Raw genomic sequence first — 26,895 nt, 5'->3', positions numbered from 1 at the left:
GGGGCCTCGTGCTGCCGGACACCGATGAACTGGCCGAATGCCTGCTCGACCTCGGAGTACCCCACGAGGACATCAAGGACCTCGTACGGATGGGCCGACGGGTGGCGGACGACCCGGAACTGCGGCAGTTCCTGGAGCGGTCCGCCGACGAGCTCGTCCGGGGGATCGGGGAGGTCGGCGGCGCGGTCGACCTGCCCGACCTCGACTGGGCCTCGGGCCCCCTGCGGCGCTGCTTCCCCGTGTACGTGTTCGTCGCGGCGCTGCCGTCCACACGCGCCTACCACCGCGAGCGCGGCATCCCCGCCGATGTCTCCCGGCGCACCCTCGCGGACCTCGGGCGGAACATGGCCGTGCACCGCAGGCGCCATGGCTTGACCGGCGTGCAGGCGCCGTGGTGGCTCGTCCATCATTTCCGCGGCGAGCTGTACCAGCTGGGGCGGCTGCAGTTCGAGCGGGCACGGCTCGGGCAGCGTGCGGGGACGAGGCTCGCGGCGGCGGGGCTCGACGTGGGCCCCGACTCGGGCTGTCTCAACGTGCACATCCCCGACTACTTCGGGCCGCTGTCACCGGCCGCGGTCGACCGGTCCCTGGCGCTGGCCCGGGAGTTCTTCGCCGTGCACTTTCCGCAGGAGCGGTACGAGGTGGCTACCTGCCACTCCTGGCTGCTGGACCCGCAGCTCAGGAAGTACCTTCCCGGGGACTCCAACATCGTGCGCTTCCAGGAGCGTTTCCGCATCGCCGACGAGGACAGGGAGCAGGCCGACAACGAACCGGTCCAGTTCGTCTTCGGCGACCCGGAGCTACCGGTCGATAGCCTGCCGCGGCGCACGGCCGTGGAGCGGGCCGTCGGGGACCACCTGCGGGCGGGCGGTCACTGGTACGTGGGGCATGGGTGGCTGCCGTTCGACGGGCGCGGGTGAGGTTCATCGCGGCGATGACGAATTGCCGTCCTACGGCGATGAGTTCCGCAGCCGGCCCCGGTCTACCTCTCCGACAGCAGCACGGAACGCTTCACCCAGGAGACCCCCATGCCCGAGACCACCGCCTCCGTCACCGCCGCAGCCTCCGCCACGGCCCGCACGTCCGGCACCGTCATCGCCGAGTCCGCGACCCCGCGCGGCCGCCGCGCCCGAATCGCCCTGCGTGGCCTGCAGATTCTGCTCGCCCTGTTCTACGGGATCGCGAGCGCGCTGCCCAAGCTGATCGCGCACCCGTCGGCCGCCGAGGGCTTCGACGAGCTCGGCTGGGGCAGTGCGGGGATGTACGCCATCGGCGCGCTCGAACTGGCCGGGGCCATAGCGCTGTTGATCCCGGTGCTGCAGTCGGTGGCGGCGATGGCGCTGAGCGCGCTGATGGTCGGCGCGTTCGTCGTCACGATCACCGCCTTCGGCGGCGAGAACGCGGCCACACCGCTCATCCTCATCGTGCCCCTCGCCCTGATCGCCTGGGCACGGCGGAGCTCGAACGCGGATCTGCTGCGGCTGGTCCGACGACGCGCCTGAACGGTGCGCCTGTGCGCCTGCGCGAAACGACTTCGGTGGCGTCCGGCCCGGGCCTTCTCGGCCTACCGGACGCCACCGTCGTGTGTCACCGTCCGTGCGGTCGTTCCGCGCCGCCGCCCATGATTCCGCGGAGTCGTTCCAGCTCGCGGCGGTCCCGCTTGGTCGGGCGGCCCGTGCCGCGGTCGCGGATACCCGCCGGGGCGACGGCCTCGCGCGGCGGGGGAGGGGGCGAGTTGTCGACGTAGCACTGGATCGCCACCGGTGCGCCGACCCGCTTGCGGATCAGCCGCTTGACGATGACGATCCGCTCCCGGTTCTCCTGGCGCAGCCGCACCTCGTCGCCGACGCGCAGCGAGTGGGAGGGCTTCACGTTCTGGCCGTTCACGCGCACATGCCCGCCCTTGCAGGCGGTGGCGCCCATGGAGCGGGTCTTGACCAGGCGTACGGCCCAGATCCAGCTGTCGATCCGTACGGACTCGCCGCTCTGCGGACCGGCGGCCTCGGCCGCGGCCACGGCGGCGGCGACCTGCGGGTCGACGGCCGGCTGCGCGTCGGCCGTGCCGCCGGCCTTCTCCTCGTCATCCTCGGAAGCCATGCCTCGACCTTAGTCCCGTCCCGGCCCTCGCAGTCCCCGCACGGAGTCCCCGTACGGGGGCGCGACGGCTTTACGGTGGAGCTGTGGACGCACTGGCCGATCTCGACCGCACCATCGCGGGCTGCCGGGCCTGCCCACGCCTGGTCGACTGGCGTGAGGAAGTGGCCCGCACGAAGCGCGCCGCCTTCGCCGACCAGACGTACTGGGGCCGCCCGGTGCCCGGCTTCGGCCCGCCGGACGCCCGGCTGCTGATCATCGGGCTCGCCCCGGCCGCGCACGGGGGCAATCGCACCGGGCGGATGTTCACCGGGGACCGCTCCGGAGACGTGCTCTACCAGGCGCTGTACGACGTGGGCCTCGCCTCGCAGCCCACGTCGGTCGCCGTCGGCGACGGCCTCGAGTTGTACGGCGTGCGTGTCACGGCCCCGGTGCACTGCGCGCCGCCCGCCAACAAACCCACGCCGGGTGAGCGCGAGACCTGCCGTTCCTGGCTGGTGCAGGAGCTGCGGCTGCTGCGCCCGACCGTGCGGGCGGTCGTCGTACTGGGTGCCTTCGGCTGGCAGGCGACCCTGCCCGCGCTGGTGGAGGCGGGGTGGAGCGTGCCCAGGCCGCGGCCGGCATTCGCGCACGGGGCACGGGTCCCGCTGGACGGCGCAGGGGGCCGCGACGGGCTCGACCTCTTCGGATGCTTCCACGTCAGCCAGCGCAACACCTTCACCGGCAGACTCACGCCCGACATGCTGCGGTACGTGCTGCGTACGGCGGCGGAGGCGGCCGGCCTGAAATGAGGGGCGGGGCCGGCCGTGCCGTCGATACGGTCCCCGGATGGCGCTCTACCCGGAGATCGAAGCGTACGACCACGGCATGCTCGACGTCGGCGACGGCAACCGCGTCCACTGGGAGACCTGCGGGAACCCGCACGGCAAGCCCGCGCTCGTGCTGCACGGCGGGCCGGGCTCCGGCTGCACCCCCTACTTCCGGCGGCTGTTCGATCCGGCCGCCTACCGGATCGTGCTGCTGGACCAGCGTGGGTGCGGGCGTTCGACGCCGCACGCGAGCGCGTACGAGACCGACATGAGCGTGAACACGACGGCTCATCTCATCGCCGACCTGGAGCTGCTGCGCCGGCACCTGGGGATTGAGCGGTGGCTGGTGTGGGGCGTGTCGTGGGGGTCCGTGCTGGGGCTGCGGTACGCGCAGACGCATCCGGGGGCCGTGTCCGAGCTGGTGCTGACCGGGGTCGCCACCGGGTCGAACCCTGAAGTGACCCTGCTGACCAGGGGGTTGGGGCGGATCTTCCCGGCCGAGTTCGAGCGGTTCGTGGGGGAGCTGCCGCCCGGGGAGCGCGACGGCAACCTCGCCGCGGCGTACAACAGGCTGATCGAGTCGCCCGACCCCGGCGTGCGGGCGCGGGCGGCGCGGGCCTGGACGGACTGGGAGACGGTGTGCGTCCCCGCCCCGCCCCGCTCGGTCCCGCGGTACGAGGACGAGCGGTTCCGCATGGGTTTCGCCCGTACCGTCACGCACTACTTCGGCAACGACCACTTCCTGGGCGCGGGCAACGACGAGGGTGTCGTCCTGCGGGACGCCCCGCTGCTGAAGGGCATCCCCGGCACCCTCGTGCAGGGCGGCCTCGACTTCGGCAACCTGCTCGGAACCGTGTGGCGGCTCCGTCAGGCGTGGCCCGGCAGCGAGTTGGTCGTCATCGACGACGTGGGGCACGACGCGGGGGCGTCGACCGTGGCGGCTGCGCTGGTGGCGGCGACGGACCAGTACGCGGGCCATTGACGGACAAGTACGTCGGCCGCCCGGACAGCTCCTAGCCGAGCAACTCCGCCGCCGCCTCGCCGAAGAGCTGCCGTACCGTCGAGCGGTGGTTGGTGCGCACGTGGGTGAGTGCGTGTGCGCGGGCCCGGTTCGGGTCGCCGGAGGCGATGGCCTCGTACAACTCGCGGTGTTCCACCAGGAGTTGGGGCCATTCCTCATTCCGCCGGGTCATCCAACGCAGGCGGCCGGCGACCGGCTCCAGTGCCTCGATCAGCAGGGTGTTGCCGGCCATGGCGACGATGCGGTCGTGCAGCCGGCTGTTGACGTCCGTGATCGCCTCCGCGTCACCCGCCTCGGTCGCGGTGGCCGCCTGGTCGAGGAGTCCCTCCACCTCGGCGAGGTCCTCGGGCGTCGCCCGTGACGCGGCGAGTCCGGCCGCGTACACCTCCAGGGCCTCGCGCAGTTCGAAGAGCTCCTTGACGTCGGCCGGGGTCAGTCGGCGTACGACCGTTCGGCGTGCCGACTCGAACTGGACGAAGCCCTCGGCGACCAGGGCGCGGATCGCCTCGCGGACCGGAACGCGCGAGACGCCCAGGCGCTCGGCCAGCTCCCGCTCGACGAGCCGGTCGCCGGGCCGGAGGCGGCCGGCGATGATGTCCTGCCGCAGGGTCGCCAGGACGCGTTCCCGTACCGCGCCCAGGGGTTCGGTCTTCGTCGTGGAGCTCATGGGGCCATCTTCGCCGACTCCGGGTGTGATTTACGGAGCGTTAACAGGAGTGACATCGGTCAGAACGGTTGACGGGAGGACCATGTGCGCAGTTTGGTATACCAAACGCGCACTCGGCGCCCTCCGTAAGGCGCCCCTCCACAAGCAGTCTCCGTCCCTCGGCTCCTGGAGGCCCCGTGTCCCTCGCCGACCGTGCCGAAGCCACCGGCACAGCAGCGTTCGTCCCCGATCCCCGGCTCACCAACGAAGACCTCGCGCCCGCCGGCAAGCGCAACTGGAAGGTCTTCGACCTCTTCGCCCTGTGGATGTCCGACGTCCACAACCTCGGCAACTACACGTTCGCGGCCGGTCTGCTGGTCCTCGGCATGAACGTCTGGCAGGTCTTCACCTCCCTGCTCGTCGGCTTCGTCCTCATCTACGTCGGCATGAACTGGATGGGGAAGATCGGCCAGCGCCACGGCGTCCCGTTCCCCGTCGTCAGCCGCATCAGCTTCGGCGTCTGGGGAGCCAACATCCCGGCGCTGATCAGGGCTGTGATCGCCATCATGTGGTACGGCATCCAGACCTACCTCGCCTCCGTCGCCGTGAACGTTATGCTGCTGGCCGCCTGGCCCGGCCTGGAGTCCTGGACGCACAGCTCCTTCCTGGGCCTGCACGCGCTCGGCTGGGTGTCGTTCCTCTCCCTGTGGCTGATCCAGGCGCTGATCATCAGTCGGGGCATGGAGTCGGTGCGCAAGTTCCAGGACTTCTGCGGCCCGGCGATCTGGATCGTGATGATCGCGCTGGCGGTGTGGATCCTCGCCAAGGCCGGCTGGACGATCTCGCTCACGGCCACCCCGCACCCGGTGTCCGTCGGCGAGCAGTGGCGGCAGTGGTTCGGCGCGATCGGCCTGATCCTCGCCACGTACGGCACGCTGATGCTCAACTTCTGCGACTTCTCGCGCTTCGCGCCGGACTACCGGACGGTGCGGAAGGGCAACTTCTGGGGCCTGCCCATCAACTCCACCGCCTTCGTGGTCGTTTCGGTGATCGTCACGGCCGGTTCGCTGGAGGTGTTCGGCGAGGCCATCACGGATCCGGCGGAGCTGGTGGCGAAGGTCGGCAACACATGGGTCCTGGTGCTCGCCGCCCTGACGTTCGCCATCGCCACGATGGGCGTCAACATCGTCGCCAACTTCGTCTCGCCGGCGTACGACCTCGCCAACGTCTGGCCGCAGAAGATCACCTTCAAGGTCGGCGGCATGATCAGCACGGTGGCGGCGCTCGTGGTGACGCCGTGGAATCTGTTCTCGAATCCGACGGTCGTCAACTACTTCCTCGGCGGCCTGGGCGCCTTCCTGGGCCCGCTGTTCGGCGTGATCATGGTCGACTACTACCTGGTCAAACGGGGCCGGGTGGACGTGAACGAGCTCTTCTCCGCCGAGCCGGGTTCGCGTTACTACTACCGCAGGGGCGTCAACCCCAAGGCGCTGTGGGCCTTCCTGCCGGCAGCGGGGGTCGCGGCGGTGCTGGCGCTGGTGAAGACGTTCAGCGATGTGGCGCCCTACTCCTGGTTCATCGGGACGGCGATGGCGGCGGGGCTGTATCTGGTGCTGTGCCGCGATGAGCGGGCCGAGGCCGAGGTCGCCGCCGGGTCCGCGGCGCGGGAGGTCTGAAGGACGTGCGGATCGTCGTCACCAACTGCAACACCACGCAGGAGATGACCGAGGAGATCGTACGAGGTGCCCGGGCCGCCGCAGGCCCGGGCACCACCGTGCTCGGACTGACCCCCGGGTGGGGGCCCGAGTCGGCCGAGGGCTGGCTCGACAGCTACCTCTCGGCGGCGGCGGTGATGGACGCGCTGCGGACGTACGAGGGTCCCGCCTACGACGCGGTCGTCATGGCCGGCTTCGGGGAGCACGGGCGCGAAGGCGTCCGGGAGCTGGTGGACGTACCGGTCGTCGACATCACGGAGGCGGCCGCGCACCTGGCCTGTCTGCTCGGGCGCCGGTACGGGGTGGTGACCACGCTGGAGCGCTCGTGCGGGCAGATCGAGGACAGCCTCGAGACGGCCGGGGTGGGCCGCAACTGCGTCGCCGTGATCGGTACGGGGCTCGGAGTGCTGGAACTGGAGGACGCCGAACGCACCGAGTCCGCCTTCCTGGCGGCCGCCGAACGGGCGCGGGACGCGGGTGCGGAGGTGTTGGTGCTGGGCTGCGCGGGGATGACCGGGCTGCAGCGGGTCATGGGGGAGAAGCTGGGGGTTCCGGTGGTCGACGGGGTGGGGGCGGCCGTGAAACTCGCCGAGTCGCTGGTGGGGTTGAGGTTGAGGACGAGCCGGGTCGGGGGGTACGCGCGGCCGTTGCCCAAGGGGCGGGTGTGGGGGCGGAGGGGGTCGGGGTGAGGTGACGGGGGGAGTCGGGGGCTCGGGGTGGCCCAGGAGGGGCGCGCGGGCGGGCCTCGGGGCGGACGGCCCGGCGGGTGTGGCGGCGGGCGCGGGGTGGGAACCCGATGGGCCTGGGCCTCGGGTGTGGACGGGGCGTGCACGCGTCGGGCCAGCCTCCCGGACTGGGCGGCCTGGCCGGGCGTCGCGAGGGCCGCCCCTACGACTGCCCCGGACGCCACACGTACCGCACGTCCGGCTCCTGCTCCTCGTTCCCGCTGCCGTCCGTGTACTCGACGGCGACGAAGCCGTGGCGCTCGTAGAAGCGGTGGGCGGGCTTGTTGACCTGGAAGGTCCACAGGCTCAGCCCGTTCGGGCGGCGCCGCTTGGCGAGGTCGACGAGACAGTCGCCGATGCCGCGGCCACGCCAGTCGGGGTCCAGATAGAGCTGGGAGAGCTGGTCGGTGTCGAGGACCATGAGGCCGACGACCCGGTCGGCGGCCTCGGCGACCCAGGTCTCCCTGAGCAGCACCACCACCTCCCGGAAGTACGTCCGCACGTCGTCGTCGGAGCGCGGCCGGACGACCGTCGGCAGCGCGGCGGCGAACGACCGCAGCCAGACGTCGGCCACGGCACCGGCATCGGTGGGTCTGGCACGGCGGAGCGCCACGGGCGTCATGAGCGCGCCGCCTCCTCCGGAACGGCGGCCGTGGCCGTGATCTCCACCAACTGCCCCGTGTATCCGAGGCAGGCCACCCCGAGCAGCGTCGACGAGTGCGGACCGACGCTCAGCCCGGACGCCTCGACGACCTCCCAGACGGCGGACAGCACCGCCGGCTCACCGCTCACGACGTACACGTCGGTCGACAGGACGTGCGCCAAGTCGCTCCCGATCTCCTCCAGTTGCACTTCGAGGTTGGCGATCACCTGCTCGGCCTGCCGCACCGGGTCTCCCTCACCGACGAGGTTCCCGTCGCGGTCAAGAGGCACGGAACCGGCGAGGAAGGCGAGTTTCGTGCCGGCTTCGACAACAGAGGCGTGGGAGTACGTGGGGGGCGGGAAGAGGGCGGGGGAGGTGACGCGTCGGATCATGGGAACTCCTGGGCGGTGCAGCGCAGTCGGCGGTCAACCCGCCGATCATGCGCGCCCGCACCACTCCTCGCATCCGAATATCCGAGCGTCGATCGCACCGTCACTTCACGGAGCGAGCCGGTAGGCGTTCGTGATCGTCTCACGCACGGTGTTGCCGCGCCTGTCCTTCAAGTCCACCCGGAAGGACACGGCCTTGGCGGTCGCCGGGTGCTTCACGCTCACCGAGCGCGCTCCGTTCGCGCCGGTCGTCACGGTGAGCGGCTTCCAGGTCCGGCCGCCGTCGTAGGAGACGTTCACGGTCAGCGCGGCGACCTGCCCGGCCGCGGCGGCCGCGCCGCTCAGCTTCAGCGGCACCGTGAGCGTGCTGCCCGCCGGAGCCGTCCCTTGCAGGCTCAGCTTCGGCGCGAGTCGCACCGTCGACAGGGGCAGCCTGGCCGTGCCGTCAGACGCCGGCCGGGCCGAGGTGAACGTCCACACCCCTGCCACCTTCGTGCTGATGGAGGTGTCCTCGGCGGAGCGGCTCGCCTCGACCGTCAGGCGGTACGCGGCGGAGGCGGCGGGAACCTCGGCGCCCACATGGTCCGTGGGCGGGACCTCGGCGAGGATCCGGCCGCCGGACTCCAGCCGGGCGAAGCCGCCGGTGACGATCGAGGATCCCGGGTTGCCGCTGCCGTCGTTGAACAGCGGGATCCTGGCGCTGATGTAGTCGCCGGTCCGCTCGGCGCCCTGCTGCTCCGGGCTCCCTGCCGCGAGATCGGGGCCGATCACACCGGTGTTGAACCTCAGTGTGTGGCTGGAGCCGGGCTTGTAGGCCACCCACTCCTTCGTGTACTGCATGCGCTCCTCGCCACGGGCGTTGAGCTGCGTGGCGGTCCAGGACCATCGCACGTCGGCCGTGCTGAGGTAATGCGTGGTGGCCTGCGGCAGCTTCTGTTCCAGCGGTTCCTGTGTGCTGACGGTCCACCCGCGCTCGTCCATGGGCGTCATGTGGACCTGGCCCTTCGCCCCGGTGACGGACGCGCCGAAGCCGAGCTTCACCTCGGCGACCTCGGCCCGGGTGACGGAGCGGGTCAGGCCGGTGAAGAAGGTCCCCTCGCGGTGGAAGGCGAACCGGTAGTCGACGTTCTTGCCCGCCGCCCCGGGGTTCTTCCACACCCCGACGAACTGGGCACGCATCGTGTCGGACGCCGGGCCGAGGGCGGCGGTGCGCATCGGCGGCACGCCGCTGCTGGACCAGGAGTTGGACACGCCTGCGGCCTCGTCGTCGTACCCGACGGTGGAGGTGACGAGCTTCGCGGCCGGATCCGGGGCCTTCACAGCGAAAGGCTTCGCCTTGCGGGAGTCCAGGGTGACCGTGACGTTCCCGGTCACCTTCAGAACCGGCTGGACGAAGAAGCCCAGCTCGTTGTCCTCGGCGAAGACCATGCTCTCCAGCTGGTAAGACCCCTTGGGCAGCCGCTGGACCACCGTGCCGTTCGCGCTGTACGGGAGCTCCACGCGGTCGCCGAGCCCGCCGATGGGGGTGATCGTCGTCGCGTAGGTGCCCGGGGCCGCCCCGTCGGCATCGATGTGCCGCACTCTGACGTCGTACGACTCCACCTCCCGATCGACCACCAGACCGGTGCGCACCTCCTGGCCGTCTCCCGACGCAAGCACGGTGCCGCCGAAGACGCCGTCGACGGTGCCCTTGCGGGTGTCGGCGGTGACGGTGGTTTTCGCGGTGCCTCCGGCCGGAACGGTGAGCTGGGCGTCCTTGATGGTGAACATGCCGTCCGGAGCCGGGCGGCCCGCCTGGTCGGCCCCGGAAGCGCTCAGCCGCAGGGTGACGGCCTGGGTGCCGTGGTTTCGGTAAGTGAGGGTCTTGGAGGTCGGCTTGTCGTCGGTGTGCGGCCAGGCGTGCGTGCCGAAGCCGAGGGAGCCGGGCTCGGCGACGACCGTGGCCGTGGCGGCGCGCGCCAAGTCCACTCGGCCCGCGCCCTGCTGATGGGCGTTCAGCTGCGGGTTCGGCGTGGCCGAACCGGTCAGGAGCCCCTTCAACCGGGCCCCGCTCCAGTCCGGGTGCTGCTGGAGCACCAGCGCGGCGGCGCCCGCGACGTGCGGGGTGGCCATCGACGTGCCGGAGTTCGGAACGTAGTCCTCGCTCGGGGGCTGCTCGCCCTGCGTGGTCAGGGCGGCGGTGATGTCAACGCCGGGGCCGGTGACGTCCGGCTTGGGTGCGCCGTCGAGGTTCGGGCCGCGGCTGGAGAAGTCGGCGATCTGGTCCTGCTTGTCCACGGCGCCGACTGTGAGCGCCGCGGGGGCGCTGCCGGGCGACCAGACCGTGCGGGGCCCGTCGCCCGAGTTGCCCGCCGCCGCCACGAACAGGACCTTGTCGGAGAGCCGGGCGATGGCTTCCTCCTTCGGGTCGACCCCCGGGGTGTCGAGGGAGCCCAGACTCAGGTTGACGATCTTCGCGCCCTGGTCGACGGCCCATTGCATGCCGGCGACGATGCTCGAGGTGGATCCCAGGTTGTCATCGTCCAGGACCTTGCCGTCCAGCAGCTTCACACCGGGCGCCACGCCCGTGTAGCGGCCGCCGGACTTCGCACCGCTCCCGGCGATGATGGAGGCTACGTGCGTACCGTGCCCGAAGCGGTCCTTGACGTCGGGGGAATCGCTGAAGTTCTTCTGGGCCGTCTCGACGCCCTTGAGGTCCGGGTGGGTCTCGTCCACGCCCGAGTCCAGGACCGCCACCGTGACGCCCTTGCCGGTGAAGCCCGACTCCCACATGGCGGGCGCACCGATCTGCGGCACGCTCTCGGCCAGGGCGCCCCGGACCTTCGCGTCCAGCCAGACGTGGGCGATGGGTCGCGCGGGGGCGGCCGTACCGCCTGCCGTACGGGGCGAAGAGCGGTTTGTGACGGCCTCCCACAGCGCCGGGGCACCGGTCTTGAGTGCCGCGAAGGCCTCGCCGCCCACCGCGGGCAGTGCACGGCGCTCGCGGACGGCCACGTCCGCGAACGGGTCGCCGGTTGCCAAGTCCCTTGCGCTGTCCTGCCGGTAGCCGACGATCAGTGGCAGCGTGGTGCGGCGCGCGTCGTCGTACCCGTCCCTGGCCAGCTGGGCGACGTCGAAGAGCTGCCGGTCGAGCACGCCGTCGGCGACCAGGCGCAGGGCGTCCTGCGGGACGACGTACGTGTGGCCGGCCTCGCGCCGCACCGAGAAGCCGATCTTCTCGCGGCTCTTGCCGCGCAGGAGCCGAACCACCTGACCGTCGGAGCCGACGACCACGCGGTCGCCGGTGATCAATGTGACGGTCGCCGGCGGCTTCGCCTTCGCCCGGGCCTTCGTCCCGTCCTGCGCGGCGGAACCGGCGGCTTGCGCCGGCTGGCCGCCTGCCGATAACGCCCCCGTGACCAGCGTCCCGGCAACCACGGCCGCCAGTACCGCCGTTCTCGCGCGTGCTGTGAACCCCACTCGCGTTCCCCCGCCCTCGTGTGCATGCCAACGCGTCCTCCGCTATCACGCGCGGGGGACGCGTTCGGTTCTCGAGGGGGGAGACGGCCGGCCCGTTCTTCCCTGCGCTGGACCAGCCGGTCAGCGCGCCACGCGGTGGCGCAGGTAGACGACTTTCGAGCTGAGGGTGCGGGTCTCGACGAGTTCGAGGTCCACCCGGCGTTCGTGCTGGGGAAAGAACGGAATGCCACCGCCGACCAGCACCGGGTAGACCCTGGCCCGGTACTCGTCGATCAGATCCGCCGCGGCCGCCTCGGCGGCGAGCGTCGGGCCGCCGATCGCGATGTCGCCCTCCCCCGGCTCGGCCCGCAACGCTCGATCTTTTCCGCCAGGCCGCCGGCGGCCAGGCGGGCATTGCCCTGCACCGCCGACAGCGTGGCGGAGAACACCTCCTTCGGGAGCGCCTTCCAGAGCGCGGCAAAATCAAGCGTGGAGAAGTCGAGCGACGGATTCTGGTCGGCGGTCTCCCAGTACAGCGTCGTCTCGTACGTACGGCGTCCCAGCAGATGGACGCCGACCCCACGGATCTCGTCGACGGATAGGCGAAAGACGTCCTCGCTGGGCGCCCCCCAGTCGAAGCCCCCGTCCGGCCCGACGATGTAGCCGTCCAGTGAGAGGGCCATCGAGCAGGTCACGCTGCGCATCAGAAGTCCTCCTCGGTGACGGGCCGACCGTACGATCGCCGACCGCCGCGCGCAGCAGAACGCATCGCCCGTAATTGCGTTCATAAAGAACGTGGCGTTTCCACGCATCGTCACATCCCCGAAACCTCGGCGCCCCACAGCCTCCAAGAGCTCGCCCTACCGTGGACACCACAGCCCAGCCCGAGCCCGGCCACCGTCGCCCGAAGGCACACCCCCGCCCTCGCCCCGACAGGAGCCCTGTGTCCCGCCCCGCACGTCCGGCCCTCGCTCTCCCTCCCTGGCTCGCCCACACCCTCCGCGCCCAGCGCGGCCCGGTCCCCTGGAGTGCGGTGGTCCGGGGAGCCCTGGCCGCCGGGCCGCTCCTCCTCGTCGCCGTGCTCGTCGGCCGCGCCTCTCTCGGCGTCGTGGCCGCCATCGCCGCCATGCTCGCCGGTATCAACGACCGTCCCGGCAGCCGTCGCGTCTCCGTCCATCGGCTCGGGGTGCCCGCGCTGGCGGGGGCGGGCGGGCTCCTCGTCGGGACGATGTCCGGGGATCGTCTCGGGGCCGTCCCGCTCACCCTCCTCCTCACCGCGCTCGGGCTCTTCGCGGGAGGGATCAGCGCCGTCGGGCCCGTCGCCTCCGCGGCCGGCACGCAACTGCTCGTCGCCTCCGCCATCGGGGCGGGGATGCCGTTGCCGGAGAGCGGGTGGCTGCGGGCGCTCGCCTATCTCGGCGGTGGCGCCTGGCTACTGGGGCTCCGGCTGGCCCTCCCCACGCCCGGCTCCCTCGTCGGAGACTTCCGGTTCGACGGCGAGCGCGACGCCGTCGCCGACGTGTACAGCGCCGTCGCGGACCTCCTCGACGCCGTCGGCACCCGCGACGCCACCACCCGTCGCGTCGCGCTCACCGCCGCCCTCGACCATGCGCAGGACGCTCTCACCGGGCCCCGGCTGCGGCGGTACGCCTCCTCGTCCACCGAGCGGCGGCTGCACGCGCAGTACGCGGCCGCACTGCCCCTCGCCGAGGCCGCCACCGCGCTCGCCTGGGCCGGCAAAGCGGTGCCCGCGCGGGCCTCGGAAGGCCCCCGCCGCCTCGCCGCCGCCGTGCGTGGCAACACCCACACCGGCCCCCTCCCGGCGCCCTCCCGCTCCGCGCCCGCCCTGCGCGCCCTGGACGATGCCCTGCTGCACGCGGCCGAGGCGTTCGACCGGGGCCGGGGCAACCGCGACCTGCACACGCGGCGTCGTACGGCCGCGGATCTCGCCCGATCGGTATTCGGGGCCGGCGGGCGGGAGTACGGCTTGCGCGTCGCCCTCTGCTTCGGGGCCAGCGCCGCCGTCGCCCAGGCGCTGCACCACACCCAGTGGTACGGGCAGCACGAGCACTGGTACTGGCTCCCCGCCACCGCCGTCTTCCTCGTCAAGCCGGACCTCGGGCCGCTCGCGTCCCGGGTGCTGTGCCGGGCCGCCGGCACCGTGCTGGGAGCCCTGCTCTTCGCCGGGTTCGCGGCCGTACTGCCCCGGCCGGAAGGGCTCATCGCGCTCGTGGCTCTCAGCGGCGCCCTGATCCCCGTGGCCACCCGGCACTTCGCCGCCCAGACCGCCGTCGTGACCGTTCTCGTGCTCGCCCTGGTCATGGTGGGCGGCGAGCCGCAGGCCTCCGCGAGCAGGATCGGCGAGACGCTGCTGGCCTGCGCGATCGTGCTGGTCGTGGGGCACCTGCCCATGCCGGGGCAGCGGGGCGGGGGCGTACGGTCCCGACTCGCGACGGCCGACCGGGCGGCACATGCCTACCTCGCGCATGTGCTGCGGGAGTCCGAGGCCACCTCTGCGAGGCGCGAGGCCGACGTCCCCCAGATGCCGTACGAACCCAACCCGCCCCGTACCGCCCCCCGCGCCGTGCGCTGGACCCTCCGCCGCGAGGCCTACCGTGCGCTCGCCGAGGCCCGTACCACCATTGCCCTCGCCGCCGCCGAACTTCCCGCGCTCGCCCGGCACACGGAGGGCGCGGACGAAATCGTCGCCACTCTCGAACAGCTCGTCGACACGACCACCGCCTGCGCCGTGCACCTCGACGACTCGGGCCGGCTCACGCCCTGGCACACAGCCCAGCTCACCGAGTTGCTGGAGCGACTCGCGCAGGAGCGCGACCGGGCCGGGCTGCACGGGCCACGAGGGCCCGCGACCCCCGACGTACCTCTTGCCGGGTGATGTCCGTCAGCCCCCTGCCCGCACGCACACCAACCCGCTCCCCGCCGCCGTCGCCCCCACCCGCACCTCCGCCACGAACCCCTGCGCCGCCACGGCCGCCGCCACCTTCCCGGCGATCTCCTCGGCCCGGCGCGCGTCCGGCGGCTCCCAGCACAGGCACAGGGCGCCGCCCGGCGCCAGCCAGCGCCTCAGCGCGGCCAACTCGCTGTCGGGAGAGCGCACCCAGAAAAGGTTCACGTTGACGGCGAGGATCCTGTCGAAGGACGCGTCGGGGAAGGCGGAGTCCTCCAGGGAGGCCGTGCGGAAGACCGCCCTGCCCGCCGCCACGCACCCCTCGTTACGGCGCCGCGCCGCCTCCACCGCCGTCGCCGAGCGGTCGATCGCCGTCACCGTGCCCGAGGTGAGCCGTTCGCAGATCAGGGCGGCCGCCACTCCCCGGCCGCAGCCGATCTCCAGCACCCGGTCGCCGGGCGTGAGGTCGAGGTTCTCCACCGCCCAGGTCAGGCGCTCCGGTACCGGCCCCCGTGGCACAGCGGTGTCAGCCGCCGAACCGTATCCACACCGGCGCATGGTCCGACCCCGGCGTCCCGACCCGCTCCGTCGGGTCCTCGCCGACCGAGGGCAGTTCGAGGGGCCGGCCCTGCTGGTCGGGCAGGCCCGTGCCCGCTTCCGAGACGCGGTGGACCAACCGGTGGCTGGTCAGGACGTGGTCGATCAGCTCTCCGCGCCCGAAGTTGACGCGGGAGAAGCGCCGCTTCGCGGGTATCAACGGGGCCACGTTCCACAGCCGGAACGCATCGCCCAGATCGGGGTCCTTGAACGCGCGTTCCCTGTCGAGCTCGGAGCCCGGAGGGCCTAGCAGGATCTGCGTCGTCGCCGCGTTCACCACGTCGTTCATGTCGCCGAGGACGGCCACGTCCCGCACGCGCCCGTCGTCCTCGAGCAGGAAGTCCGCGAGGCCGCGCAGGGTTGCCGCCTCGGCGGCCCGGCGGTAGAGGGCGTAGGCGCCGAAGCGGGCTCGTTCGGCCTCGTTGTGCGGGTGGAAGCGCGACTTGCTGCCGTTGCCCGGGTACGTCAGCAGCTTCGACTTGAGGTGGGCCACGGCCGCCCGCAGGGGCCCGTCCGGCGTGTCGACCTCCACCGCCAGGAAGCCGCGGCTCGCCTCCCGGTCGTGGGCGCCGGGCTGCGCGCCGTCGTCGCTCTGCACGGGGCGCAGCTTCTGCGCGAACACACGCGTGTCCCGAAGCACCCGCATCGGCGTACGGCTGATGAAGCCGACACCGATACCGCGGGCGTCCCGGTGCCGGGAGAGCGCGGTGTGCCACTCCCCGCCCACAGCCCGGACCAGGTCGTCGAGCGCCTCCTCCTGCTTGACCTCCTGGACGCCCAGCAGCGTCGGGTCGAGTGCGGTGATCACCGAGGCGAGGGACTCCACCTTCGCCGCGTACTCGGCGTCGGTCTCGGGCGCGCCGTCACCGCTGCCCGGCAGCATCAGATTCTCGAGATTCCAGGTACCGAGGAGCATGTCGGGCCCCTTTCCGGAAGCCGTGCGACGGGCGGTGGTGAGGCCAGAGTGCACGTGCCCACGCCGCCGGGACAGAGCGCCGACGGGAAACGCGGTTCACCCCGTCCGGGGGCACGACCGCGTCGTACGGTGACTGCATGACGCCTTCTCCCGCCGGTCTCATCATCACCCGGTGCACGGTGCTCACGCACGACGATCATGAGGGGGTCGGGTTCGCCGAGGACGCCGCGATCGTCGTACGGGACGGGGTCGTCGAGGCGGTGATCAGCAGCGCGGAGGCCGAGGAGCTGACCGCGACCGAACGTATCGACGCCCACGGCCAGGTCGCCCTCCCCGGTCTGGTCAACTGCCACACCCACGCCCCCATGGTCGCCCTGCGCGGGGTCGCCGAGGACCTGCCCACCGACGAGTGGTTCAACGACGTCGTGTGGCCCGTCGAGTCCAACCTCACCGAGAAGGACGTGGAGCTGGGGGCGCGGCTCGCCTGCGCCGAGATGATCCGCGGCGGGGTCACCTGTTTCGCCGACCACTACTTCTCGATGGACGCCGTCGCCGCCGTGGTCGAGGAGTGCGGCATCCGTGCCCACCTCGGCGAGGCCTACTTCTCCTCCCAGGGCCCTCAAGGCAGGGAGAAGTCACTGGAGTTCGCGCTACGGCATCGCGGCGCCGCGGGCGGCCGCATCACCACCACCCTCGCCCCGCACGCCCCCTACACCGTCGACGACGCCGACCTGGCCGCCACCGCCGAACTCGCCCGCGAGCACAGCCTCCCCGTCCACCTCCACGCCTCCGAGAACCGCGACCAGGCCGAGGCGAGCCTCGCCCGCCACGGCGTCACGCCCATCGAGGTGCTCCGGCGCACCGGCCTCCTCGACGGTGACGTCCTCATCGCGCACGGCACCGGCATCCTCGACCGCGACCTGCCGATCCTGCGGAACGCCTCCGGTCGCGTCGCCGTCGCCAGCGCCCCCCGCGGCTACCTCAAGTTCGCCTGGCCCACCACCACACCCGTACGCGCCCTGCACGACCTCGGCATCCCCGTCGGCCTCGCCACGGACGGTGCCGCCTCCAACAACTCCCTCGACGTATGGGAGTCGATGGCCCTCACCGCCCTCATCCAGAAGTCGGCCACCGGTGACCCCCGCTGGCTGACAGCACGTCAAGCCCTGCACCACGCCACGCTCCAGAGCGCCCGCGCCGTCGGACTCGGTGAGGCGGTCGGCAGCATCGCACCCGGCCGGCGCGCCGACATCATCCTGGTCGACCTCACCGGCCCGCACACTCAGCCCGTCCACGACCTCGCCGCCACACTCGTGCACAGCGCCCGCTCCTCCGACGTCCGCACGACGATCGTGGACGGGTGCGTGCTGATGCGTGACCGGGAGCTGCTGACCATCGATGTGCCCGCCGTCGTACGGGAGTTTGGGGAAAGGATGCCCGCACTCCTGGACCGCAGTCACGGCAAGCGCATCCAGGAGTACGACACCTAGGCCGAGGTACTTAGGCTGAGGTTCATGGATCTCGCCGACGGCCTCCTCGACCACCCGTACGACGTCTACCGGCGCCTGCGCGAGACCGCCCCGGTGCACCGCATGGCCGGACCCGACGGCAGTCCCGCCTGGCTCGTCACCCGGCACGACGACGTCCACGAGGCCCTGGCAGACCCACGGCTGTCTCTGGACAAGAGGCATGCGGCACCCGGGAGTTACCAGGGATTCGCTCTCCCGCCCGCCCTCGACGCCAACCTCCTCAACATCGACCCGCCCGACCACACCCGGATCCGCCGCCTGGTCGGCCGTGCCTTCACCCCGCGCCGCGTCGAGCAGCTCCGCACGCCCATACGGCGGACCGCCGACCGTCTCCTCGACGCCCTCGGCCCGCACGGCACCACCGACCTGATCTCCTCCTACGCCGCCCCCCTCCCCATCACGGTCATCTGCGACCTCCTCGGCGTCCCGGACGAGCGCCGACGGGACTTCCGGGAGTGGACCGACGCCCTCGTCGCCCCCGACCCGGCGCGACCGCAGGCCGCGAAGGAGGCCGTGGTGGCGATGCTCGGGTTCTTCACCCGGCTCCTCGCCGACAAGCGCAGGGAACCCGCCGACGACCTGCTCTGCGACCTCATCGCGGTCCGCGACACCGACGGCGACCGGCTGGGCGAGGACGAGTTGATGTCCCTCGCCTTCCTCATCCTGTTCGCCGGCTACGAGAACACCGTGCAGCTCATCGGCAACGCCGTGCTCGCCCTGCTCGACCACCCCGAACAGCTCGCGGCCCTGCGCGAGAACCCGTCCCGAATGCCCTCCGCCGTCGAGGAGTTCGCCCGCTACGACGGCCCCGCCCTGCTCGCCATCCGGCGCTTCCCGACCGAGGACGTGACCATCGGCGGCGTGGCCGTCCCCGCCGGGGACACCGTCCTGCTCTCCCTCGCAGCCGCCAACCGCGACCCCGTCCGCTTCCCCGACGCCGACCGCCTCGACCTCGGCCGCGACGCCTCCGGTCACCTCGCGCTCGGACACGGCATCCACTACTGCCTCGGCGCCCCGCTCGCCCGCGCCGAGACCGAGATCGCCCTGGCCGCCCTCCTGGACCGGTTCCCCGAACTCGCCCTCGCGGACGACGACCTCCGGTGGCGCCGCTCGCTGCGCGCCCGTGGCCTGCTCGCGCTGCCGGTGACGTACTCCGAGAAAATCCCCTGAAATCTTCCCGGCGGGCGATGAGTTACGCACCTCGCGCCGGTCACCACCCAGAACGGACCGTTGCACAGGAGGGGCGCCCCATGTCGCTTCCGGAGATCGTCTCGCGCGAGCAGTGGCGCGCGGCGCGCGAGGAACTGCTGCTCAGGGAGAAGGCAGCCACACGCGCGCGTGACGCGCTCAACGCCGAGCGGCGCAGACTGCCCATGGTCGAGGTCGAGGAGGAGTACGTCTTCGAGGGCGGCGACGGCAAGGCCACCCTGCTCGACCTCTTCGAGGGGCGGCACCAACTCGTCGTCCACCACTTCATGTTCGCCCCGGAGTGGGACGCCGGATGCCGCAGTTGCTCCGGGTTCCTGGACCAGGTCGGGCATCTGGCGCACCTCAAGGCGCGGGGGACGACTCTTGTCGCCGTCTCCAGGGCGCCGTACACCAAGATCCTGCCGTTCAAGGCGCGCATGGGTTGGACCGTGCCCTGGTACTCGTCCTGCGGCAGCGACTTCAACCGTGACTTCGAGGTGACCCTGGAGCGCGAGGGCGAGCTGGTGGAACGGCCGGGCGTGAGCTGTTTCCTGCGGGACCGGGACCGCGTCTTCCACACCTACTCGACGTACGAGCGCGGTCTCGACGGACTGGGCTCGACGACCGGCTTCCTGGACCTCACCGCGCTGGGGCGGCAGGAGGAGTGGGAGGAGCCCAAGGGGCGTGCGTCGGCTCTCGGGGCGCCGGCCGGCAGGGAACGTATCCGATATCACGACGAGTACGAGGACTGACACAAGAAGTAGCGACTGATCATCGAGAGTGATCAGAAGCTCACACATCGCGGTGAACGAGTGTCAACTACGTCTCAGTCCCGTCACCGGGCGAGGCGTTTCACCTCCGACAGGCGTTAACTCCTACAAGTACGACGCTTTCGGGAGGTGCAGGATGGTGAACGGGCGAACAGTGCTCGAACGCTTTCCCGCGGGAGGGCCGCGAGGATCGTGGCCGGCGGAGGAGTTCGCACACGCGCGGCGGATGGAAGGTCTGCCCGCAGAGGTCGTCATGGACCTCGCCACGGACGCGTTCCTGGTGATCGTGCGCGGCGACATGGCGGTCGACGTCGCGGCGTGACGAGGGCGCGTGACATGACGGTGCGTGACATGACGGCGTGTGAGATGAGGGACGGCCCGGCTGTGCGCCGGGCCCTCGCAGAGGTCAGCCCGCCTTCGGCGCGGGCACCCGAGTCGTGAACTGCCCCGCCTGAAGTGAGTACAGGTCCGCGAAGACACCGCCCGTGGCCAGCAGTTCGTCGGGCGTGCCGGACTCCACGAGCTTGCCCTGGTCGAGGACATGCACCAGATCGGCGTGGCGCACGGACGCCAGCCGGTGGGTGATGAGCACGACCGTCTGCCCGGTGGAGGCCAGGGCGCGGATCTTCTCGAAGACCTCCAGTTCGGCCCGTGCGTCCAGGGCCGCGGTCGGCTCGTCCACGATCAGGATGCGGCCACGCCGGTAGGCGGCCCGGGCGATCCCGAGCCGCTGCCACTGACCGCCGGACAACTCGTGCCCGCCGTTGAACTGACGGGCCAGCAGGGTGTCCAGGCCCCGCGGCAGATCGGCCACCACGTCACCGGCCCCGGCCTCGGCGACCGAGGCTGCCAGGCGCTCCTCGGTGAGGGGCGCGGAGGAGCGGCCGACGGCGACGTTGACCCGGGCGGTGAACGGCCAGCGCTTGAAGTCCTGGGCCACCATCGCGATGCGCTCGGCGAGTTGGTGCCGGTCGGCGCCCGCCGCGTCGACGTCGTCCCAGAGGATGCGGCCGCAGTCCGGGGTGTAGAGCCCGGCCAGCAGCTTGACCAAGGTGGTCTTGCCGGAGCCGTTCTCGCCGACCAGCGCGATGATCCGGCCGAGGGGGAGGGTGAGCGTGACGTCGTCGAGGGCGGGGCGGGCCGATTCACCCGGGTAGCTGAAGCCGACGTTCTCGAAACGGACTTCCCGCGGGTCCTCGGGCAGCGGGGCGCCGCCGACCGGGATCGCCCGTTCGGCCGCCTCGACGTACAGCCGTTGCAGATCGCCCACGAAGAGCGCCTCCTCGTGGAGCGCGTTCACCTCCAGGACGAGGCTGTCGAGGCTCGACGAGCCCGTGCGGATCGCGATGACGGCCGTACCCGCCACGGACAGCGCCATGGCACCGGCCAGCAGCAGCCCGCCCAGCGTGGCGTAGGTCGCGACGGTCGCGAGCCCCGTCCACGCCGCCGCGATGAGCCCGGTTCGCGCCGCCAGCCTGGCCAGCCGCGCCTGCTCGGCCTCCGCCGTCTCCGACATCGCCCGGTAGTGGCGCAGGAGGAACGGCCCGACCCCGTGGACACGGATCTCCGGCGCGGCGGCGGGCTCGGTCAGCAGCCCGCTGATCAGATGGCCGGCCCGGGAGTGCTGCACCCAGGTGTGGAAGGACTCGTAGCGGCGCCGGGCGTTGGTCAGGGCGCTCCAGGCGCTGGGCAGCGTCATCGTGGCGAGGAGAGGCAGCAGGGCGGGATGCAGCACGGTGAGCACGCCCGCCGCCGCGATCAGCGAGATGGCCGCGTTCACGACCCGCGTGCTGTACGAGATCATGCGGCGGGCGGCTCCGGCGCCGTACTGCGCGGTGTCCAGCAGCTTGTGGAAGGCGTGGTCCTCGATCGCGGCGAGCTCCACGGCCGCCGCCCGCTCCAGATACAGCTCGGTCGCCACCCGCTCCACTTTGGGCTCCAGGCGCCCGGTGGCGTAGATCGACGCGGCCCGCAGCAGCGTCGAGACCACCATCACGGCGGCCATGGTGAGCAGCGCGGGAACGGCACCCCGTAACCGCTCCTCCAGGGCCCCGCCCCCGATCAGCCGCCCCAGCACGCTGTTCACGGCAAGCAGCCCGACCGCCTGTGCAAGGCCGCGCCCCACCTCGGCGACCAGCACGGTCCGCGCGGCCCGCCGGTCGGCCTGCCAGGCGAGCCGGAAGCTCGACGACAGCAGGGACGGCAGCCGCGTCACCATCGCCCGGAAGTTCAGCTCCAAAAAGGCGTCCCGATGCCGGTTCCACCCCATGTCGTACCGCAACGGCCCCCCGAAGAGCAGCTGCTCCGACTCGGACACCTCGGGCCCACCAGCAGCGCGTTTCTTCCCCACCGTCCACCCTCCCCCGACCGCCTTCGCGACGGAGGGCCACTATGGCCGGGCGGGCGAGTCCGGGGGAGGGCGTGTGTGGGGGTTGAGAGGTGCGCGCGGGCGTACGCGGCGAGGGCGGGGTCTGCGGCGCGGGTACGGCCGGTCACTCCCCGTCGCCGGTCCGTGAATCCAAGCCCGTCCGGCGTTTGAGGACGAGGCCCGCCAGGGCCGAAGCGGGGTCCAGGGGGCGGCAGCCCCTTGGTACGGGACGACAGCGGGCGACGCCCGTCACTCTCAGCACAAGAACCCCGCCCAACCGGCGGAGCCTCACGCAGAGATCTGCCGCTGCCACGTAGGCGTGGTCCCCGTAACCCTGCACAACGCCAGATACAGCGGAATCGGCGGCGTATAAGGCACGGGTCCGTCCGGCCGATGGATCAGGCGAGGCGTGTCCAGGACAACCGCGCCCGTCATGTACCGCACGGACGCCGGCCAGTCCAGCGCGTAGTCGGAGTCGGACGGCACGATCCACCACCAGTGCGCCTCATCGGCGTACACGCACCCCACCCGAGGCAGCCGCGGCATGACCAGAGGCCCGTAGCGGGCGGGCGCCGCCACCGCGTCGAAGCCCAGCGGCGCCGTCATCCCCTCGGGGACCGGCAGCCTTCGGGGCGCCCCGGCCGTCGGCATGTCGCGGCGAAGGCGGACCAGCGTGTCCAGGCTCAGCACCTGACCGCCGCCGGACGGGCCCCTCACAACCATGCGGACCCCGTTCCCCTGCCGTACCGAGCCTGCGCCTCGTCCTCGTCGCCGGAACCCCCGGGCGGACCCGGCTTGGGCCGGGACCCCCAACCGAGATCGTTGTACGGCCCGGTGTCACCACGGGAGGCGTCCTGGAATCCGGCCACCCGTGGCAGATCGGCCCAGACCACCAACCCGGACCCGTCCTCGGCGGCCCCCCAGGCCTGGCAGAGGGCGTCTATGAGGAGCAGTCCCCTCCCATGCTCCTCCTCGGGTCGCGCCGACAGCGGATGCGGCTCACCCGGCGCGCATCCTTCGTCGCGCACGGCTATGCGCACCAGGTCGGCACCGTCGTGCAGCTCGCACACTATGTGCTCGCTGGCAGTGTGCACGATCGCGTTGGTGACCAGTTCCGACACGACGAGAGCCGCCGTGTCGCAGGTGTCCTCGCACACCGCCCAGCCGTTCAGCCGAGCCCTCGTCAGGCGTCTGGCCTGCGCGGGAGAACCCGGATGCGCGGCCAGTTCGAAGCGGAACCGGCGCTCGGCGGCGGTGCCCCGCTGGGGTCCCACTGTCGGGGCGGCACCGAGGTCGTGGGGGACCACGGTGGCGTCTGTTCCTAAGGGCGGGGACGGAATCACGCTTGCCACTATCTCCCCGGCGTGAACACTTGGCAAGTGTCACTCTGAAAAATGCAGAGTGCTGTGTGACTCTCTGGAAGGCCGTGGCACACTGCTTGCAACAGCATGTCGAACGGCGCCAGTTGAGATCACCGAAGATCCACCGGGATCTTCGAATAGGTCTTCGAATGGCGCCGTCGGCCTGTCAGGATTCAATCGACCTGTCGGGATTCATACGTGGAGGTGGAGCGTGAGCGAGCCGCGGTCCGCACCTACGGTCGGCCAGGTCGTCCTCGGCCGCCGCCTGCTCGACCTGCGCGAACGCGCCGGGCTCAAGCGCGAGGAGGCAGCCCGGGTGCTCCGGGTCGCTCCCGCGACGGTCCGCCGCATGGAGATGGCCGAGGTCGGGCTGAAGATCCCGTACCTCCAACTGCTCCTGAAGGCCTACGGCATCTCCGACGACGAGGCCGACGCCTTCGTGCAACTGGCGGAGGAGGCCAACAGGCCGGGCTGGTGGCAGCGCTTCCACGACATCCTGCCCGGCTGGTTCTCGATGTACGTCAGCCTGGAGGGCGCCGCCGCGCTCATCCGGTCGTACGAACCCCACTTCGTGCCCGGCCTGTTGCAGACCGAGGACTACGCGCGCGGCGTGCTGAAGTCGGGCGCCATCGGCCAGACCAGCCCCGACGACATCGAGCGCCATGTCGCGCTGCGCATGCAACGCCAGCAGCTGCTCACCCGGGAGGACGCGCCGCGGCTGTGGGTCGTGATGGACGAGACCGTGCTGCGCCGCCAGGTCGGCGGTCCGGAGGTGATGCGTGCCCAGATCGACCGGCTGCTCCAGGCCACGAGGCTGCCCAACGTGACGCTGCAGGTGGCTCCGTTCGCGAACGGGCCGCACCCCGGCACGTACGGGCCCTTCGTGCTGTTCCGATTTGCCATGTCAGAACTGCCGGACATGGTCTACAGCGAGTACCTGACCGGCGCCGTCTACCTCGACGCGCGCACCGAGGTGGCGACCCACCTCGAGGTCATGGACCGCATGGCGGCGCAGGCCGCTACGGCACATCGCACGAAGGAGATCCTCCGGGATCTCCGCAAGGAGCTGTGAATGGATCGCATCAAGCCGCGCATACGCGTCTACAACGGCATGCCCGCGCGGGACTTGGGCAGCGAAGGCTGGCACAAGCCGTGGAGCGGCGGCAACGGAGGCAACTGCCTGGAGGCGATGAAGCTCGCCGACGGCCGTATCGCCGTCCGGCAGTCGACCGACCCGGACGGGCCGGCGCTGATCTACACCACGGACGAGATGACGGCGTTCATCGAGGGTGCCAAGGCGGGGGAGGCGGACTTCCTGCTGTCGTGAGCGGACTTGTTTTTCAGCCAATCCCCTAATTTTGGCACTGAGTTGATGAGTTGATGAGTTGATGACCACAGACTGCCGCAGACCCTTATGGAGTTCGTCATGACCGGGCGGAACCGTTTCGTCGAGATCGACACCAGCAAGCCGCATCCCGCGCGGATGTACGACTGGTACCTCGGCGGCAAGGACAACTACCCGGTCGACGAGGCCATGGGGCAGCAGATGCTCGCCCTCGATCCACGCGTCCCGGTGATGGCGCGGGTCAACCGCGCGTTCATGCACCGCACGACCCGCTGGCTGGCCAAGAGCGGCGTACGCCAGTTCCTGGACGTCGGCACCGGCATCCCGACCGAGCCGAACCTCCACCAGATCGCCCAGGGGATCGCCCCCGACGCACGCGTCGTCTACTGCGACAACGACCCCATCGTGCTGGCCCACGCGGCGGCCCTTCTGCGCGGCACGGACGAGGGCGCCACCGAGTACCTGCAGGCCGATGTGCGCGACCCTGACGCCATCGTCGAAGGCGCCCGGAAGATACTGGACTTCAGCCGCCCGGTGGCCCTTTCCCTCGTCGCGCTGCTGCACTTCGTCTCCGACGAGGACGGCGCGCACGAACTGGTCGGCCGGCTGCTGTCCGAACTCCCCTCCGGCAGCTACCTGGTGGTGACCCACGCGACCGCAGACTTCACTCCCGAGGAGTCGAAGGCGGCGACCGAGAGGCTCAAGGCGGCCGGCGTCACGCTGGCTCTGCGCTCCCGCGAGGAGTTCGCCCGATTCTTCGACGGCCTCGAACTCGTCGAGCCCGGCGTCGAGGTGCCGCACCAGTGGCACCCCGAACTGGGGGAGCCGGTACCCGGGCAGGACGACGGGGTCATTCCCGGGTACGGGGCGATGGGCCGCAAGCCGTAGCCGGCCGGCGTGCTCGCAGGTACGGCTCGGACACATGGAAGAGAGGGCGGCCCCGGCCGGCCTCCGCTACGGGCCCGGCGGCAGCACCCCGCACAGCGCCTCCAGTGCCGCTCCGTACGCGTGTTCCGAGGGCGTCGCGTATCCCACGACGATGCCGTCACGGACCGGCATGTCCGGCTCCGCCGCCTCCGGGTGCCGGAACTCGGCGAGGCCGTCCAGGGCGATGCCCTGCCAGGTGGCCGCCTTGACCGCGGACCGCTCGCTGCCCGGCGGCAGCCGCAGCACCGCGTGGAGTCCGGCGGCGACACCGGTGACCTCGATGTGCGGCGCCTGCGCGGCGAGGGCCGCGACGAGCCGGTCGCGGCGGCCCCGGTACCGCTGCCGCATACGCCGGACATGACGGTCGTACGCCCCGGAGGCGATGAAGTCGGCGAGGCTCAGCTGATCGAGGACGCTCGCCCACGCCTCGCGCTCGCCCTTGGCCGCGAGGACGTCGTCGACGTACCGCTCCGGCAGCACCATCCACCCGAGCCGCACCGCCGGCGACAGGCTCTTGCTGACCGAGCCGATGAAGATCACCCGCTCGGGATCGAGGCCCTGGACGGCACCGACGGGCTTGCGGTCGTAGCGGAACTCGCCGTCGTAGTCGTCCTCCAGTACGACGCCCCCACGCGCGCGTGCCCAGTCGATCACGGCGGCCCGGCGCTGCGCGTGCAGTGGACCCCCGGTCGGGAACTGGTGCGCGGGCGTGAGCAGTACGGCCCGCTCACGCGCCAGCCGGTCGACGCGAGCGCCGTCCTCGTCGAGGGGGAGCGGTACGGTCCGTACGCCCGCGGCTGTGAGCAGCTCCCGGTGGAAGCCCAGACCGTACGCCTCCACGGCCAGCGGACCGCGCAGCACGCCGCCGCCCCCGCCCTGGGAGAACAGCAGGCGCAGGGCGTGCGCGAAGCCGGAGCAGATCACGATCCGGCCCGGCTCGGTGCGCACGCCCCGCGCGCGTGCCAGGTATTCGGTGAGTGCCTCCCGCAGTTCGATCCGGCCGGCCGGATCGCCGGGCCCAAAGACCTCGTTCGGCGCCTGCTGTAGGGCCCGCCGATAGGAGGCCAGCCACGCTGCACGCGGGAACGCCGACGCGTCCGGCGTGCCCTGCCGCAGGTCGTGCCGGGGCCCACGCGCGCGTGGCGGTGCCTTGCGGGGCACCCGCTCGGCGCGTCGCAGGGGCTCGGCGCGCTCGGCCACCCGTGTCCCCGAGCCCTGCCGGGCGGTGAGCCAGCCCTCGGCCACCAGCTCCGCGTACGCGTCGGCCACGGTGTTGCGGGCGATCCCTAGATCCGCGGCGAGCGAGCGGTACGGCGGCAGCCGGGTGCCGGGCGCGAGCCGCCCGTCGCGCACCGCCTCGCGCAGCGCACGGGTCAGCGCGGCCCGCCGCCCGCCGGGCCCGGACGCCTCGGACGACCCGGATGACTCCGAGAGGTCCAGGTGCAGGTCGGCGCCGATCCGCTCCGCATAATTGACCCACGATCTCGCCATGGGAATGCACCCTAC

25 protein-coding genes and 1 pseudogene are annotated in these 26,895 nt (G+C 71.7%); 14 read left to right on the top strand and 12 right to left on the bottom strand.

Annotation, left to right across the window (positions count from 1 at the left end):
• Positions 1-8: 8 nt before the first annotated feature.
• Positions 9-920, top strand: coding sequence for an acyltransferase domain-containing protein (locus tag AB5J55_RS10345; RefSeq protein WP_369270368.1), 912 nt, complete (start codon positions 9-11; stop codon positions 918-920).
• 108 nt (positions 921-1,028) lie between these two features.
• Positions 1,029-1,502, top strand: a complete 474-nt coding sequence (locus AB5J55_RS10340; RefSeq protein WP_369270367.1) for a DoxX family protein — start codon at positions 1,029-1,031, stop codon at positions 1,500-1,502.
• Between the two features lie 85 nt (positions 1,503-1,587).
• Here the strand turns inward: AB5J55_RS10340 and AB5J55_RS10335 are convergent, their stop codons facing one another.
• Positions 1,588-2,097: an RNA-binding S4 domain-containing protein gene (locus AB5J55_RS10335; protein WP_369270366.1), complete on the bottom strand. Its 510-nt coding sequence runs from the start codon at positions 2,095-2,097 to the stop codon at positions 1,588-1,590.
• A gap of 83 nt (positions 2,098-2,180) precedes the next feature.
• Between AB5J55_RS10335 and AB5J55_RS10330 the strand changes: the two genes are divergently transcribed.
• Entirely contained in the window at positions 2,181-2,885 is a 705-nt protein-coding gene (locus AB5J55_RS10330) for a uracil-DNA glycosylase (RefSeq protein ID WP_369270365.1), read from the top strand.
• A 37-nt stretch (positions 2,886-2,922) separates the two neighbouring features.
• On the top strand, positions 2,923-3,885 hold the full coding sequence (gene pip / locus AB5J55_RS10325) for a prolyl aminopeptidase (RefSeq protein WP_369270364.1): 963 nt from the start codon (positions 2,923-2,925) through the stop codon (positions 3,883-3,885).
• Positions 3,886-3,916: 31 nt separating this feature from the next.
• On the opposite strand, the gene AB5J55_RS10320 is transcribed toward pip, so the two are convergent.
• A complete protein-coding gene (locus AB5J55_RS10320; protein ID WP_369270363.1) occupies positions 3,917-4,591 on the bottom strand; it encodes a GntR family transcriptional regulator in 675 nt (224 codons plus the stop codon).
• 176 nt (positions 4,592-4,767) lie between these two features.
• Here AB5J55_RS10320 and AB5J55_RS10315 point away from each other — a divergent pair, with 176 nt between their 5' ends.
• Entirely contained in the window at positions 4,768-6,246 is a 1,479-nt protein-coding gene (locus AB5J55_RS10315; protein ID WP_369270362.1) for an NCS1 family nucleobase:cation symporter-1, read from the top strand.
• A gap of 5 nt (positions 6,247-6,251) precedes the next feature.
• Positions 6,252-6,974: an aspartate/glutamate racemase family protein gene (locus tag AB5J55_RS10310; RefSeq protein ID WP_369270361.1), complete on the top strand. Its 723-nt coding sequence runs from the start codon at positions 6,252-6,254 to the stop codon at positions 6,972-6,974.
• A gap of 199 nt (positions 6,975-7,173) precedes the next feature.
• On the opposite strand, the gene AB5J55_RS10305 is transcribed toward AB5J55_RS10310, so the two are convergent.
• From AB5J55_RS10305 to AB5J55_RS10290, 4 genes and pseudogenes are all read right to left on the bottom strand, one after another.
• A complete protein-coding gene (locus AB5J55_RS10305) occupies positions 7,174-7,632 on the bottom strand; it encodes an N-acetyltransferase family protein (protein WP_369270360.1) in 459 nt (152 codons plus the stop codon).
• The gene (locus AB5J55_RS10300; RefSeq protein ID WP_369270359.1) at positions 7,629-8,045 is read right to left on the bottom strand and encodes a RidA family protein; all 417 of its coding nucleotides are present in this window, start codon (positions 8,043-8,045) and stop codon (positions 7,629-7,631) included. The genes AB5J55_RS10305 and AB5J55_RS10300 overlap by 4 nt, the downstream gene beginning before the upstream one ends.
• Positions 8,046-8,150: 105 nt before the next feature.
• Positions 8,151-11,501, bottom strand: coding sequence for a S8 family serine peptidase (locus AB5J55_RS10295; RefSeq protein WP_369270358.1), 3,351 nt, complete (start codon positions 11,499-11,501; stop codon positions 8,151-8,153).
• 120 nt (positions 11,502-11,621) lie between these two features.
• Positions 11,622-12,184: pseudogene (locus AB5J55_RS10290) on the bottom strand (dihydrofolate reductase family protein).
• 239 nt (positions 12,185-12,423) lie between these two features.
• On the opposite strand from AB5J55_RS10290, the gene AB5J55_RS10285 reads away from it, so the two are divergent.
• Positions 12,424-14,376, top strand: a complete 1,953-nt coding sequence (locus AB5J55_RS10285; RefSeq protein ID WP_369270357.1) for an FUSC family protein — start codon at positions 12,424-12,426, stop codon at positions 14,374-14,376.
• A 6-nt stretch (positions 14,377-14,382) separates the two neighbouring features.
• Here AB5J55_RS10285 and AB5J55_RS10280 read toward each other — a convergent pair whose 3' ends face one another.
• Together AB5J55_RS10280 and AB5J55_RS10275 are read right to left on the bottom strand one after the other, a co-directional pair.
• Positions 14,383-14,907, bottom strand: coding sequence for a class I SAM-dependent methyltransferase (locus tag AB5J55_RS10280; protein WP_369270356.1), 525 nt, complete (start codon positions 14,905-14,907; stop codon positions 14,383-14,385).
• A gap of 7 nt (positions 14,908-14,914) precedes the next feature.
• A complete protein-coding gene (locus AB5J55_RS10275) occupies positions 14,915-15,901 on the bottom strand; it encodes an endonuclease/exonuclease/phosphatase family protein (protein ID WP_369270355.1) in 987 nt (328 codons plus the stop codon).
• A gap of 137 nt (positions 15,902-16,038) precedes the next feature.
• Here AB5J55_RS10275 and AB5J55_RS10270 point away from each other — a divergent pair, with 137 nt between their 5' ends.
• The 4 genes from AB5J55_RS10270 (at position 16,039) to AB5J55_RS10255 (ending at position 19,710) form a co-directional block, all read left to right on the top strand.
• Positions 16,039-17,391: an amidohydrolase gene (locus AB5J55_RS10270; protein ID WP_369270354.1), complete on the top strand. Its 1,353-nt coding sequence runs from the start codon at positions 16,039-16,041 to the stop codon at positions 17,389-17,391.
• A 24-nt stretch (positions 17,392-17,415) separates the two neighbouring features.
• Positions 17,416-18,600, top strand: coding sequence for a cytochrome P450 (locus AB5J55_RS10265; protein ID WP_369270353.1), 1,185 nt, complete (start codon positions 17,416-17,418; stop codon positions 18,598-18,600).
• An 80-nt stretch (positions 18,601-18,680) separates the two neighbouring features.
• Positions 18,681-19,370 (top strand): DUF899 domain-containing protein, encoded by a 690-nt coding sequence (locus tag AB5J55_RS10260; RefSeq protein WP_369270352.1) that lies wholly within the window; start codon positions 18,681-18,683, stop codon positions 19,368-19,370.
• Positions 19,371-19,524: 154 nt separating this feature from the next.
• Positions 19,525-19,710 (top strand): hypothetical protein, encoded by a 186-nt coding sequence (locus AB5J55_RS10255; protein ID WP_369270351.1) that lies wholly within the window; start codon positions 19,525-19,527, stop codon positions 19,708-19,710.
• Between the two features lie 84 nt (positions 19,711-19,794).
• Here AB5J55_RS10255 and AB5J55_RS10250 read toward each other — a convergent pair whose 3' ends face one another.
• The 3 genes from AB5J55_RS10250 to AB5J55_RS10240 all read right to left on the bottom strand — a co-directional run bounded on the left by AB5J55_RS10250 (position 19,795) and on the right by AB5J55_RS10240 (position 23,135).
• On the bottom strand, positions 19,795-21,657 hold the full coding sequence (locus tag AB5J55_RS10250; protein ID WP_369276147.1) for an ABC transporter ATP-binding protein: 1,863 nt from the start codon (positions 21,655-21,657) through the stop codon (positions 19,795-19,797).
• 387 nt (positions 21,658-22,044) lie between these two features.
• Positions 22,045-22,479 (bottom strand): hypothetical protein, encoded by a 435-nt coding sequence (locus AB5J55_RS10245; RefSeq protein ID WP_369270350.1) that lies wholly within the window; start codon positions 22,477-22,479, stop codon positions 22,045-22,047.
• Complete coding sequence (locus tag AB5J55_RS10240) at positions 22,470-23,135, bottom strand: ATP-binding protein (protein ID WP_369270349.1); 666 nt, start codon at positions 23,133-23,135, stop codon at positions 22,470-22,472. The genes AB5J55_RS10245 and AB5J55_RS10240 overlap by 10 nt, the downstream gene beginning before the upstream one ends.
• A 193-nt stretch (positions 23,136-23,328) precedes the next feature.
• Here AB5J55_RS10240 and AB5J55_RS10235 point away from each other — a divergent pair, with 193 nt between their 5' ends.
• From AB5J55_RS10235 to AB5J55_RS10225, 3 genes are all read left to right on the top strand, one after another.
• Positions 23,329-24,189, top strand: coding sequence for a helix-turn-helix transcriptional regulator (locus AB5J55_RS10235; protein WP_369270348.1), 861 nt, complete (start codon positions 23,329-23,331; stop codon positions 24,187-24,189).
• A complete protein-coding gene (locus tag AB5J55_RS10230) occupies positions 24,190-24,444 on the top strand; it encodes a DUF397 domain-containing protein (RefSeq protein ID WP_019757219.1) in 255 nt (84 codons plus the stop codon).
• Positions 24,445-24,531: 87 nt separating this feature from the next.
• Positions 24,532-25,350 (top strand): SAM-dependent methyltransferase, encoded by an 819-nt coding sequence (locus AB5J55_RS10225; RefSeq protein WP_369270347.1) that lies wholly within the window; start codon positions 24,532-24,534, stop codon positions 25,348-25,350.
• Positions 25,351-25,416: 66 nt separating this feature from the next.
• Here the strand turns inward: AB5J55_RS10225 and AB5J55_RS10220 are convergent, their stop codons facing one another.
• Positions 25,417-26,880: a PLP-dependent aminotransferase family protein gene (locus tag AB5J55_RS10220; protein ID WP_369270346.1), complete on the bottom strand. Its 1,464-nt coding sequence runs from the start codon at positions 26,878-26,880 to the stop codon at positions 25,417-25,419.
• Positions 26,881-26,895 lie beyond the last annotated feature (15 nt).

Source organism: Streptomyces sp. R11, from assembly GCF_041051905.1.
In the GTDB taxonomy this organism is placed as follows: domain Bacteria; phylum Actinomycetota; class Actinomycetes; order Streptomycetales; family Streptomycetaceae; genus Streptomyces.
This window is presented reverse-complemented; position numbering and strand designations above follow the sequence as displayed.